Annotated in this window: 15 protein-coding genes and 1 tRNA gene; 7 read left to right on the top strand and 9 right to left on the bottom strand. The window is 66.4% G+C overall.

Annotated features, from left to right (window positions below):
* Positions 1-8 precede the first annotated feature (8 nt).
* Positions 9-407 (top strand): EF-hand domain-containing protein, encoded by a 399-nt coding sequence (locus ACZ1I5_RS07460; protein ID WP_465173072.1) that lies wholly within the window; start codon positions 9-11, stop codon positions 405-407.
* Between the two features lie 196 nt (positions 408-603).
* Here ACZ1I5_RS07460 and ACZ1I5_RS07455 read toward each other — a convergent pair whose 3' ends face one another.
* From ACZ1I5_RS07455 to ACZ1I5_RS07425, 7 genes are all read right to left on the bottom strand, one after another.
* Positions 604-939 (bottom strand): DUF423 domain-containing protein, encoded by a 336-nt coding sequence (locus ACZ1I5_RS07455; RefSeq protein ID WP_465173071.1) that lies wholly within the window; start codon positions 937-939, stop codon positions 604-606.
* A gap of 10 nt (positions 940-949) precedes the next feature.
* Complete coding sequence (locus ACZ1I5_RS07450) at positions 950-1,327, bottom strand: diacylglycerol kinase (RefSeq protein WP_465173070.1); 378 nt, start codon at positions 1,325-1,327, stop codon at positions 950-952.
* On the bottom strand, positions 1,324-3,078 hold the full coding sequence (locus tag ACZ1I5_RS07445) for a cation:proton antiporter domain-containing protein (RefSeq protein WP_465173069.1): 1,755 nt from the start codon (positions 3,076-3,078) through the stop codon (positions 1,324-1,326). The genes ACZ1I5_RS07450 and ACZ1I5_RS07445 overlap by 4 nt, the downstream gene beginning before the upstream one ends.
* A complete protein-coding gene (locus tag ACZ1I5_RS07440) occupies positions 3,075-3,509 on the bottom strand; it encodes an iron-sulfur cluster assembly scaffold protein (protein ID WP_465173068.1) in 435 nt (144 codons plus the stop codon). The genes ACZ1I5_RS07445 and ACZ1I5_RS07440 overlap by 4 nt, the downstream gene beginning before the upstream one ends.
* The gene (locus tag ACZ1I5_RS07435; RefSeq protein WP_465173067.1) at positions 3,506-4,072 is read right to left on the bottom strand and encodes a CvpA family protein; all 567 of its coding nucleotides are present in this window, start codon (positions 4,070-4,072) and stop codon (positions 3,506-3,508) included. Before ACZ1I5_RS07435 ends, ACZ1I5_RS07440 begins: the two co-directional genes overlap by 4 nt.
* A 182-nt stretch (positions 4,073-4,254) precedes the next feature.
* Positions 4,255-5,628, bottom strand: coding sequence for a DNA repair protein RadA (gene radA, locus ACZ1I5_RS07430; protein ID WP_465173066.1), 1,374 nt, complete (start codon positions 5,626-5,628; stop codon positions 4,255-4,257).
* Between the two features lie 180 nt (positions 5,629-5,808).
* Positions 5,809-6,516, bottom strand: a complete 708-nt coding sequence (locus ACZ1I5_RS07425; protein WP_465173065.1) for a glutathione S-transferase family protein — start codon at positions 6,514-6,516, stop codon at positions 5,809-5,811.
* A gap of 129 nt (positions 6,517-6,645) precedes the next feature.
* Here ACZ1I5_RS07425 and ACZ1I5_RS07420 point away from each other — a divergent pair, with 129 nt between their 5' ends.
* Positions 6,646-7,797 carry a glycosyltransferase family 4 protein gene (locus ACZ1I5_RS07420; RefSeq protein ID WP_465173064.1) on the top strand — a complete coding sequence of 384 codons (1,152 nt, stop codon included), beginning with the start codon at positions 6,646-6,648 and terminating at the stop codon, positions 7,795-7,797.
* A gap of 12 nt (positions 7,798-7,809) precedes the next feature.
* Here the strand turns inward: ACZ1I5_RS07420 and ACZ1I5_RS07415 are convergent, their stop codons facing one another.
* Positions 7,810-8,121: a DUF2218 domain-containing protein gene (locus tag ACZ1I5_RS07415; RefSeq protein ID WP_465173063.1), complete on the bottom strand. Its 312-nt coding sequence runs from the start codon at positions 8,119-8,121 to the stop codon at positions 7,810-7,812.
* Between the two features lie 89 nt (positions 8,122-8,210).
* Positions 8,211-8,786, bottom strand: a complete 576-nt coding sequence (locus ACZ1I5_RS07410; RefSeq protein WP_465173062.1) for a PadR family transcriptional regulator — start codon at positions 8,784-8,786, stop codon at positions 8,211-8,213.
* Positions 8,787-8,920: 134 nt separating this feature from the next.
* Between ACZ1I5_RS07410 and ACZ1I5_RS07405 the strand changes: the two genes are divergently transcribed.
* From ACZ1I5_RS07405 to ACZ1I5_RS07385, 5 genes are all read left to right on the top strand, one after another.
* A complete protein-coding gene (locus tag ACZ1I5_RS07405) occupies positions 8,921-10,234 on the top strand; it encodes a replication-associated recombination protein A (RefSeq protein ID WP_465173061.1) in 1,314 nt (437 codons plus the stop codon).
* Complete coding sequence (locus ACZ1I5_RS07400) at positions 10,231-10,581, top strand: MmcQ/YjbR family DNA-binding protein (RefSeq protein WP_465173060.1); 351 nt, start codon at positions 10,231-10,233, stop codon at positions 10,579-10,581. The genes ACZ1I5_RS07405 and ACZ1I5_RS07400 overlap by 4 nt, the downstream gene beginning before the upstream one ends.
* On the top strand, positions 10,578-10,928 hold the full coding sequence (locus tag ACZ1I5_RS07395) for a hypothetical protein (protein ID WP_465173059.1): 351 nt from the start codon (positions 10,578-10,580) through the stop codon (positions 10,926-10,928). Before ACZ1I5_RS07400 ends, ACZ1I5_RS07395 begins: the two co-directional genes overlap by 4 nt.
* Positions 10,909-11,778 (top strand): hypothetical protein, encoded by an 870-nt coding sequence (locus ACZ1I5_RS07390; RefSeq protein WP_465173917.1) that lies wholly within the window; start codon positions 10,909-10,911, stop codon positions 11,776-11,778. Before ACZ1I5_RS07395 ends, ACZ1I5_RS07390 begins: the two co-directional genes overlap by 20 nt.
* Positions 11,779-11,796: 18 nt before the next feature.
* A tRNA-Thr gene (locus tag ACZ1I5_RS07385) sits at positions 11,797-11,872 on the top strand.
* Positions 11,873-11,977 lie beyond the last annotated feature (105 nt).

The following is an 11,977-nucleotide window of genomic DNA, read 5'->3' as shown; positions in this document are numbered from 1 at the left end:
AAAGTGCGATGCCGGCCATGATGATGATCCTGGCGCTGGCGCTTGCGGCCCAGGAGGGTTCACCCTCCTGCTCGACCCGGGCGGGATGCGATGCGGCAATAACCGCCGTCATCCGCGCGTCCGACTCCGATCGCGACGGCCGGCTGAGCCGGGCCGAATGGACCGCCATGGGCGAGCGTGCGCTGGCGCCGCTGCCGGCCGTTCCGGGTGAGATCGCGCGTCTGAGAGGCGATATCGCGGCGGATTTCCGCGCGGAGGATGCGAATAGCGACGGCTATCTCACGCATGACGAGATGCTGACCGTGCGGCTGGCGGCCTTTGCCTGCATCGACGCCGATGGCGACGGAACCCTTTCGAACGAAGAACGAGAGCGCGTTTCGCTATGCGCGCCCGAAGCGCGCCGCTAGCCGGCTCGCGACGGTGCTGCCGAATCGGCGCGGCGATGGATCGCGAAACAAGGGAGATATGGGACACCAGCTTGTCCCATATCCCTTGTCCCACCGATGTAGATGATTCAAAATACCTTTATAAATCAAATACTTGAAGAAATACCGGCAACCCAAATTGGGTCGGCTGGCGGGACACGCGAGACGGGCGTGAGCCTCAGACCCTGCGCGTGGCCAGCCAGGCGAGCCATAGCCAGCCGGCGATCAGCAGGGCGCCGCCGATCGGGGTGATCGCGCCAAGCCAGCGCGGCAGGCCGAGCGCCATCAGGTAGAGCGTGCCGGCAAAAATTGCCCCGCCGGCGAGGAAAAGGACTGCCGGCCCCTTTGCGTCGAGACGGAGGATCGCGAGTGCGGCGATGGCGTGAAGCAGCTGATATTGCGCGCCGGTCTTCAGCCAGTCGGCCGCCGCCCCGCTTGCACCATGGGCGCCGAACGCCCCCGCGGCGACGGCGAGCGCTCCGGACAGCGCCGCGAAAAGGACGATCGGGTTCATGGCATTTCCTTCAACTTTCCAGCGCGAGCAAATGCGCCCAGACATAGGCGGCTCCAAGCACGATCGCCCCGAATAGCGCGGCGCAGCTGACCGTCAGCACGGCACCCGCCAGCATGTCCTTGATGATCTTGATCTCCGGATGGACCCCGGGATGGAGCAGGTCGATCAGCGCCTCGACCGCGCTGTTGATCAGTTCGAGCGCGAGCACGAGGGCACAGGCGAGCATGACGAACGCCCACCAGATCGGCGGCGGCTGAAGCAGGAACAGGGCGAGCAGGGCGAGCAGCGCGCACCATGACTGAGTCCGGAAGCTCCGCTCGCGCGCCCAGGCCGCCTTCCAGCCCGCCAGGGCGAAACCGACGCGCGCGGCGAGCGACCGGTTCTTCATCCGGCGTCTTCCGCGCCGCGCAGCGGCTGAGTGATGACCTTCTCGACCGCGGCGCGAAGATCGCCGGCCTCGACCTGGGCCTTCAACCGCTCCTTGTCGCGCGCCCGGTACATGTCCTCGGTGCGGGAAATCTCCTCATCCTCGATGCCGAGGCTGGACAGCGCCATGCGCGCCATCTTGATCGCGGATTCGAGCACTTCGCGCACCACGCCGCGCACCGGCGCACCCTTGAGCTTGATCAGCGAGCGCCGATCATAGGCGCGCACGAAGATCGCCGCCTGGGGGAAAGCCTCATGCACGGCCTCGATCATCTCGGGCGTGATCTGGTCGCCGTCCGTGCAGAACAGGATCAGTTCCGCATCGGCGCCGCCTGCCTGGCGCAGCATGTCCAGCCTGGTGCCGTCGCCATAATAGACCTTGGCGCCGAAGCTGCCGGCGATATCGATCATCTCGATATCGGTATCGATCAGGGTCACGGGCACGCCCTGCGCGATCAGCATCTGGCCGACCGTCTGGCCGAAACGGCCGTAACCGACGATCAACGCATTCGCGCCGTCCGACATCGGGCCTTCGCGGGTGCCGCCGTCGGTCTGCGGCTCGGTGCGGATCCGCTCGGTCGCCTTCATCAGGAACGGCGTGGTCGCCATGGACAGCGTAACGATCGCGCCGAACAGGCTGGCGGCCTCGGGCGCGATCAGCATCGCATTCTGCGCCTGGGCGAACAGCACGAAGCCGAATTCCCCGCCCTGGCTGAGCAGCAGGCCGAGCGCGAGCGCACCGCGCCAGGTCATCTTGAAGATCAGGCCGATGCCCATGATGATCACGAGCTTGGTGACGATCAGCGCCACCGCCATGCCGAGCACGAAGAGGGGCCGCTCCGCAATGGCATGAAGATCGAGCATCATGCCGACCGCGAGGAAGAACAGGCCGAGCAGGATCGAGCGGAACGGCTCGACATCCGCCTCCAGCTCGTGCCGGTACGGGCTGTCCGCGAGCATCACGCCCGCCACGAACGCACCGAGCGCGGTCGACAGATGCAGCGCCTCCATGAGCGCGGCGGCGGCGATGACGGTGAACAGGCCGGCGAACACGAACATCTCGCGCTCACCGAGATTGCCGATGGTCCGGAACAGCGGGCGGAGCGCATAGCGGCCGATCAGCACCAGTCCCACCACCGCGAGCACGGTGTAGAGAAACAGCTGCCAGCCGGGAGGCCCCGCGGCGTCGGCCGGGTTGCGCGACATCACCGCGACGATGGTGATCAGCGGGACGATCGACAGATCCTGGAACAGCAGGATCGAGAAGGCGCGCTCGCCGAAGGGCGTGCGCAGGCGGCCGGCCGATTGCAGCATCGGCAGCACCTGCGCGGTCGAGGACAAAGCGAGCGGCAGACCGAGCGCGAGCGCGGCGGCGGGCGAGAATTGAGTGATGACCCACACCACACCCGACACCGCGATACCGCACAGCACGACCTGCATCAGGCCGAGCCCGAAAATCTCCTTCTTCAGCTGCCATAGCCGCTGCGGATTGAGCTCGAGCCCGACGATGAACAGGAGGAGGGTGATGCCGAGCTCGGCGACGCCGATCTTCGACTCGGCGCCGCCGACCAGGCCGAGCGCCTGCGGCCCGACCACCGCACCCGCGACGAGATAGCCAAGGGTCGCGCCGAGCCCGAAGCGGCGGAAGATCAACACGAAGACGAGCCCGAAGCCGAGCAGGACGACCGCGTCGAACAGCAGCGATTCGCTCATGCGTGGAGCCTTGCGCGCGCGGCCTCGGCGGCGTCGGCGGCGGCCTCGAACGCCAGGCGGATCGAGGCGTGGCGCGCGCTGTGCGGCAGCGCGGGGGTGAACAGCTCGAAACCGGGCCAATCGGGCAAGGGCCCCTCCCCCGCGAGCCAGGCGGCCAGCGCGTCGCGGGCGGTGGCCAGTTCCTCGGGTGTCTTGCCGATCACGCTGGCACCCATCAGCGACGAGGATGCCTGGCCGAGCGCGCAGGCGCGCACCAGCAGGCCGACCTCGCTGACTCGGCCGGACTCGTCGACATTGACGTCCACGGTCACGCGGCTGCCGCACACCGGCGAGCGCTTCTCCGCGCTGCCCATCGGATCGGACAGGCGATCATGATGCGGGATGGTCGCGGCGAGGCGCAGGATCTCGGCATTGTAGAGTGGCGCGTTCATGGCCGCTCCTCGCTGCTATTGGTGGGTGTGGCGGCATTGTCCGCCGGGCCGAACACCGGTTTTCCCTTGCGCCTGCGGTCGACGAAGTCGGCGATGCTCGCGCTGGTCGTGTTGAGCAGCGGGTAGGTTCGGGCGGCGGTCAGCCACTCGGGCCGATGACTCGGGCCGCCGCTCATCGTGTCGGTCACCAGCGCGACGAGCAGGAAGCCGAGGCTGGCAAGGATCAGGCCTTTCACCGCGCCGAAGCCGAAGCCCAGCGCGCGATCGACCGGGCCGAGGATCGAATCGCGCGTGCGCGAGCCCAGCGCATTGGCCACCGCGCGTCCGGCGAAATAGGTGATGCCGGCGATGAGCGCGAAGGACAGCACCGCAGCGCCGGTGACCGTCCCGACCGACCCCGACAGGAGCAGGGTGAGCGGCGCGTGGAACAGCTTGATCGCGAAGACGATCGCGACCCAGGCGAACAGCGACAGGATCTCGGTCACGAAGCCGCGCATCAGGCCGAGGATGGCGGCGCCGCCGACCGCGATCAGTACGAGGATGTCGAGTGCGGTCAGTCCCATCAGCGTCCGTTACCTGCCCATTCCGTTCGTCCTGAGTAGCCGTTGAGCTTGTCGAAATGGCGTATCGAAGGACAATGCCCCAAGCGAGGGCGCTTCGATACGGGTCTTCGACAAGCTCAGCCCCTACTCAGCACGAACGGGGTTTTGGTTGGCCGCCTATGTGGCGACGATTTGCACCGTCGCTAGCCGCGCCCCAGCATATGGTCAACGAACTGACCGAGCGTGCGGAATCCCGACAGCTTGAGCGGGGTCTTCTCGCTGGTGATCGCGGCCGGCACCAGCGCGCGTTCGAAGCCGAGCTTGCCTGATTCCTTGAGCCTGAGCGCGCCGTGCGCCACCGGCCTGATTTCGCCCGACAGCGCGATCTCGCCGAATGCCACCGCATCGGGCGGCACCGGACGCTCGGACAACGCGGAGACGAGCGCCGCCGCCACGGCCAGGTCGGCCGCGGGATCCTGCACCCGGTAGCCCCCGGCGATGTTGAGATAGACTTCGCAGGACGAGAAGCTGAGGCCACAGCGCGCCTCCAGCACTGCGAGCACCATCGCCAGCCGGCCCGAATCCCAGCCGACCACCGCGCGCCGCGGCGTGGCGCCGCTCGCGAGGCGGACGACCAGCGCCTGGATCTCGACCAGCACCGGACGGGTGCCCTCCAGCGCGGGGAAGACCGTCGTGCCGGTCACGCCCTCGTCGCGCTGGGTGAGGAATAGCGCGCTGGGGTTGGAGATTTCGGCCAGCCCTTCCGCCACCATCGCGAACACGCCGATCTCGTCCGTGCCGCCGAAGCGGTTCTTGATCGCGCGGAGGATGCGGTATTGGTGGCTGCGCTCGCCTTCGAAGCTGAGCACCGTATCGACCATATGTTCGAGCACGCGCGGGCCGGCGATGCTGCCGTCCTTGGTGACATGGCCGACCAGCACCACCGCGGTGCCGCGTTCCTTGGCGAAGCGGATCAGTTCCTGCGCCGACGCGCGGACCTGGCTGACGGTGCCGGGGGCGCCCTCGATCAGGTCGGAATGCATGGTCTGGATCGAATCGATCACCAGCAGCGCCGGCGCCGGCCCCTGACGCATGGTCGTCAGGATATCCCGAGTAGAGGTGGCAGCGGCCAGCTGCACGGGCGCATGGCCGAGACCGAGGCGCCGTGCGCGCAGGCGCACCTGATCGGCCGCCTCTTCGCCGGAGACATAGGCGACCGAAAGACCGGCCAGCGCCATCTTGGCCGCCGCCTGGAGCAGCAGGGTGGACTTGCCGATGCCGGGATCGCCGCCGATCAGTGTCGCCGACCCCTCGACGAAACCGCCGCCCAACGCCCGATCGAATTCAGCGATGCCGCTCGGCAGGCGTTCGGGCAAGGCGACTTCGGCGTCGAGGCCGACCATCGTCATCGCACGACCGCCCGACTGGAGGTTATGCTTGGCCTGGAAGGGCGTGACGGTCCCGCCGACTTCCTCGACCAAGGTGTTCCATTCCGCGCAATCGGCGCACTGCCCCGCCCAGCGGTTCGCAACCGATCCGCAGGCCTGGCAGACATAGCGTTTCTGGGGTTTCGCCATGGATAGAGCCTTAGCGGGAAAAGAACGGGAGGGGAACAAACTTTTCTTTTTTCCGACCGCCGGCGACGCTGGTGGTGGAGGGGCATGCCACGACCGCCAACGCCTGTGGCTTTCCCCTCCACCACTCGCTGAAGAAGCGAGTGGTCCCCCTCCCCATGTTCCATGGGGAGGAAAAGAGGGTCAGGCCGGTTTTGCCGGAATAGTCAGTCCGCGTTGCACCGCGGGGCGGGCGAGGCCGCGCTCGAGCCAGGCAGCGACGTTCCTGAAATCGTCGAACCCGACCAGATCGCGCGCTTCGTAGAAGCCGATCAGGTTGCGGACCCAGCCGAGCATCGAGATATCGGCGATGGTATAGTCATCGCCCAGGAACCAGTCCTTGCCCGCCAGGGCCGCGTCCATCACGCCGAGCAAGCGCTTCGATTCGTCAACGTAGCGGCCGAGCGGGCGCTTGTCCTCCCAGTCCTTGCCGGCGAATTTGTTGAAGAAGCCGAGCTGGCCGAACATCGGCCCGACGCCGCCCATCTGGAACATAACCCACTGCGTCGCCTCCCAGCGGCCGGTGGGATTGTTGGGGATGAACTTGCCCGTCTTGCCGGCGAGATAGAGCAGGATCGCCCCGCTTTCGAACAGGCCGAGCGGCTTGCCGCCCGGCCCGTTGGGATCGATCATCGCCGGAATCTTGCCATTGGGATTGAGCGATACGAATTCCGGCGATTTCTGATCATTGGTGGCGAAATCGACGAAGTGCGGCTCATAGGCCAGTCCGGTTTCCTCGAGCATGATCGATGCCTTCACGCCATTGGGCGTTGGCAGCGAATAAAGCTGGATGCGGTCGGGATGCTGCGCAGGCCAGCGTTTGGTGATCGGGAAATCGGACAGATCGGTCATGAAGGTCTCCTTTGCGGATGAACGTAGGGGCCTGCGGCCACGATGCACCTCTCGCCATGAACTGAATTTAACGCGAATGCGACCAGAGCAGAGATTGGCGTTTGGCTCCGGGGGGTCTATGCGCCCGCCATGCAAGCGAAAGACCTCCGCGTCGCGCTGTTCAGCGGCAACTACAATTATACGCGCGATGGCGCGAACCAGGCGCTCAATCTCCTCGTCGGCCACCTCCTGAAACAGGGGACGACGGTGCGCGTCTACTCCCCGACCAGCCGCCGCCCAGCCTTTGCCCCGACCGGCGATCTGGTCAGCGTACCCTCGATCAAGCTTCCCGCCGGGCGCGCCGAGTACAAGCTCGCGCGCGGCATGCCGGCGAAGACCCGGGCCGATGTCGACGCCTTCGCACCGAACCTGATCCATGTCTCGGCGCCCGACTTGCTGGGGCATGCCGCCGTGCGTTATGCCGAGCGGAATAATATCGCCTCGGTCGCGTCGTACCATACGCGGTTCGAGACCTATGTCCGTTATTACGGCATCGGTTTCCTCGAACCGATCATCATCAACGCCCAGCGCAAATTCTATTCGCGCGTGGACGAGGTGCTGGCGCCGAGCCAGATGATGGGTGAGATCCTGCGCGACTGGGGCGTGACGGCGCATATCTCGCGCTGGTCACGCGGGGTGAACCACGACCGATTCAATCCCGGTCGCCGCGACATGCAATGGCGACGCGGCCTGGGCATCGCGGACGACGAGATCGCGGTCGGCTTCCTCGGTCGGCTGGTGAAGGAAAAAGGCCTCGACGTATTCGCCCAGGCGATGCACGCGCTTGATGCGCGGGGTGTGCGGCACAAGACTTTGGTGGTGGGCGAAGGCCCGGCGCGCGACTGGTTCGCGCAGGAAATCCCGGATGCGGTGTTCGCCGGATTCCAGTCGGGCGACGATCTGGGCCGGGCGGTCGCTTCGATGGACGTGTTCTTCAATCCCAGCGTGACCGAAACGTTCGGCAACGTCACGCTGGAGGCAATGGCGGCAAAGGTGCCGGTGGTCGCGGCGCGAGCATCGGGCGCGGTCGGGCTGATCGATGACGGCGTGACCGGGCTGATCGTCGATCCAACCGATATCCAGGGTTATGCCGATGCCCTGCAGCGTTTCTGCGAGGATGATGATTTCCGCCATTCAGCCGGGGAAGCCGGACACGCCAAGGCCGCCGGTTATCGTTGGGAGACGATCAACCAGGCGGTGCTGGATACGTATCTGGCGGTGCTGGAGCGGCGGGGGAAATAGCCCCAGCCCGGGTTACTTCCAGTCGAACGTGAGAGGCGCTTCGCGGAAGGCGAAGCGATCGAGGTGCCGGGCGACGGCGCCCTTCAGGCCTTCGAGCTGTTCCGGCGAGGTTGCATCGATCCGGACGTCGAGTGCCTCGGCACGCGCATCGAAGGTGACCAGCCCGTCGCCGGGATGATCGGCACCGCGCGCGTCTTTCGGGAACACGACGGTGCCGTGTTCGGGCGTAAACTCGACGGTCAGGTTGTGCTGCCAGTGCTTGCACAGCTGCTGGAGATATTTGCTGCCGCTTGTGGTGGGCACGCTGGCGGTTGCGCTGTCCATGAGCGCTGTCCTTTCTTCATTCGGTCGTCGGTGCCGGCGGCCGGGTCGATGCCCAGCCGCCGACGCAGAAGTTGCAAACGCGTCACGCGTTATTTCAGCCGCTCGATCTTCTGCGCGGCTTCGTCGATCAGCGCCGCGATATGGTGCAGCGTGTCGCCATCGACCTCGCCTGCGCCGAGCTTCTGCTGGAGCACTGCCTTGAGGTTGCCCATGGCGCGGCGGACCGGACCGCCGCTGGTGCGCTCGCGCATCGAGCCGAGGTCCTCGAGCCGGGCGAACAATGCCTCGACCTCTTCCTCGCGCTCGGTGAGTAGCGCCTGGCCCGCATTGGTGATGGCGAAGAGCTTCTTCGCGCCTTCGGACTTCTGCTCCTCGATCAGGCCCATATCGTCGAGCATGGTCAGGGTCGGGTAGATCACGCCCGGGCTCGGCGCATAGGCGCCACCGGTACGCTCCTCGATGTCGCGGATCAGGTCGTAGCCGTGACGCGGCTGCTCCTCGATCAGCTTGAGCAGGACGAGCCGCAGCTCGCTGCCGTCGAACATCCGGCGGCTCCGGCCGCCGCGTTCGCCATGGCCGTGCACTTCCCATTGGAAGGAGAAGGGACCGCGCGTGAAGCGTCCGCCCCGGGGACCGCAATCGCGGCCGCGCATATGATGAAACATGAGTCTTCCTTTTTGTGTATCACGATGCGTCTAAGATATATCTTGAGTCGGTTTTGACAAGAGGGAATTTTTCACGGGGTGCAGCGCGCCATGGCGGGGTGGCACGTTTCGGCCGTCCACCCTATGTTCCGGGCATGGCCGACCTTTTTGCTACCTATGATCCCCCTGCCCGCGAAGCGGTTTCCGAGAATGCGCCGCTGGCCGACCGGCTGCGGCCGCAACGGCTGGAGGAGGTCGTCGGGCAGGAGCATCTGACCGGGCCCGAAGGCGCGATCGGGCGGATGGTCGCGGCGGGGCGGCTCTCCTCGATGATCCTGTGGGGGCCGCCGGGCACGGGCAAGACGACCATCGCGCGGTTGCTGGCCGATGCGGTGGACCTGAGGTTCGTGGCGATCTCGGCGGTGTTCTCGGGTGTGGCGGACCTCAAAAAGGCGTTCGCCGAGGCGCGCGAGCATGCCCGGATCGGCAAGCGCACCCTGTTGTTCGTGGACGAGATCCACCGCTTCAACCGCGCGCAGCAGGACGGTTTCCTGCCTTATGTCGAGGACGGCACGGTGACGCTGGTCGGCGCGACGACGGAGAATCCGAGCTTCGAACTCAACGCCGCGGTGCTCAGCCGGGCGCAGGTGCTCATCCTCCATCGCCTCGACGCGGCAGCGCTCGGCAAACTGCTCGACCGTGCCGAGGAGACGATGGGGCACCCCCTGCCCCTCACCCCCGAAGCGCGCGACGCGATGATCGCCAGCGCGGACGGCGACGGCCGTTTCCTGCTCAACCAGGCCGAGACGCTGTTTTCGGTGAACCTGCCCGAACTGCTCGACCCGGCCGGTCTCTCGGCGTTCCTGCAACGGCGGGTCGCCGTCTACGACAAGGATCGCGAGGGGCATTACAATCTCATCTCCGCGCTGCACAAATCGATGCGCGGATCCGACCCGCAGGCCTCGCTTTATTATCTCGCGCGCATGCTGACCGCTGGCGAGGAGCCGCTCTATGTGCTCCGCCGGATCACGCGCTTCGCCAGCGAGGATATCGGGCTGGCGGACCCCAATGCGCTGGTACAGTGCCTCGCCGCCAAGGATGCCTATGATTTCCTGGGGTCGCCCGAGGGCGAGCTCGCGATCGCGCAGGCGTGCCTCTATTGCGCCGTCGCGCCCAAGTCCAACGCGGCCTATGCGGCACAAAAGGCCGCCTGGCGCAGCGCGAAGGAAACCGGATCGCTGATGCCGCCGCAGAACATCCTCAACGCGCCGACCAAGCTGATGAAGGATATCGGGTACGGCAAGGGCTATGCCTATGACCACGACACGTCGGAAGGGTTCTCCGGGTCCAATTACTGGCCGGCCGAGATGAGCCCCCAGACCTTCTACACCCCGACCGAGCGTGGCGTTGAGAAAAGGATCGCGGAACGCATGGCGTATTGGCAGGAGCTGAAGGAGCGCGGCGAATGAGTTTCGACTGGAACAGCATCACCGCGTTCGCGCTTGGCCTGCCCGACACGGAAATGTCGACCAGTTATGGCAGCCCGGCGGTCAAGATCGTGTCGAACGGCCGTGCCTTTCTCCATCCCAGCCGGGAAGCGGATTCCTTCGTGCTCGCGATCGACCAGGACACCAAGGAAATGCTGATGGAGACCGATCCGGAGACCTTCTGGCAGACGCCGCATTACCAGGGCTGGCCCGGAGTGCTGGTGCGTTATGACAGCGCCGATCCCGAGCGAGTCCAGGCGATGATCGAACGATCCCGCGACTGGAGCGCCGCGCGGCCGCGATCGAAGCCGCGCAAAGCCAAGGCATGAGCTTCAGCTGGGACGAGGCGGTGGCCTTCGCCCTGACCTTGCCGGGCGTGTCGATGGGTGCGGGCGCGCGGGGATCGGCCTCGCCACAGGTGCGCGGGCGACAGATCGTCTCGCAGGGACGGACACCGGGTGATTTCGTGCTGCGCGCGACGCGCGAGGAAATCGGGGTGCTGATCGGGACCGACCCCGAATGCTTCTGGCAGACGCCGCAATATGAGGGCTGGCCTTGCGTGCTGGTGCGATCGGCGGCGGCCGACCCGGAGCGACTGTGCTTGCTGATCGAGCGCGCCTGGTGGGACCGCGCTTCCGGTGCGCAGCGAGCGAGGCGTGGTGGCGCGCGCCCCTGACCATTTCACCCGTTTCGCCGCGATCGACTGGTCGGGTGCCAAAGGCCAGTCCCATCCCGGCATCGCGCTGGCGCTGTGCGAGGCGGGCGACGCCGCGCCAGTGATCGTCGATCCGCCGGGCAAGGCCTGGTCGCGCACCGAAATCCTCGAATGGCTGCGCGCGCGTGCCGACGAACCGTTGCTGGCCGGCTTCGATTTCAGCTTCTCGCCGCCGATCATCGAACGCGGCGCCTATCTGCCCGGCGAGGAAACGCCGGTCACCTCCCGCGCCTTCTGGGGTTATGTCGACGCCTCCAGCCCCGACATGGACCTGGGCGCCGCCTCGTTCCTGGAGAGCCGGCGGGGACGGCATTTCTATCTCGGCGCGGCGGACGGGGCGAAGGCGGGCTTCATCCATCTGCGCCGCAGCGAGATGCACTACAAGGCCGGGGGCGGACACAAACCCTCGTCGCTCTATGACGCGATCGGGGCGGCGCAGGTGGCGAAGGCGAGCTTCGCCGGCATGCGATTGCTGCACCATCTCGGCACGGCAATTCCCGTCTGGCCGTTCGATCCTGTGCCCGACAAGGGCGCGATGATCGTCGAGATCTACACCTCGATCGCCGCGCGCGCGGCGGGCAAGCGCAAGGGCCTGAGCAAGTTCCGCGATGGCGAGACGCTGGATGTGGCGCTCGCCACCATGGGCTCGAAGCCGCATGCGCCACTCGCGCGCTATACCGATCATGCGACCGACGCGATCCTCACCGCGGCCTGGCTGCGCGCCAATGCAGGACGCGCCGATCTGTGGAATCCGCCTGATCTGACGCCCGATATCGCACGGCGCGAGGGCTGGACGTTCGGTGTGGTTTGACGCATGGAGCGCCCGGACGCCGGTTTAGCTCAGCTGGTAGAGCAGCGGTTTTGTAAACCGAAGGTCGCGGGTTCGATTCCTGCAACCGGCACCACATACGAGTCCTCGTGTTCTCATGACCGATCGACCACTGGCGCTCTCGAACGGTTGCAGCAATGCGACGAGCGCCAGTTCACGGTCGCCTGTCTCACACCACCAT

The organism is Sphingomonas sp. BL-S-30, assembly GCF_055521475.1.
This window is presented reverse-complemented; position numbering and strand designations above follow the sequence as displayed.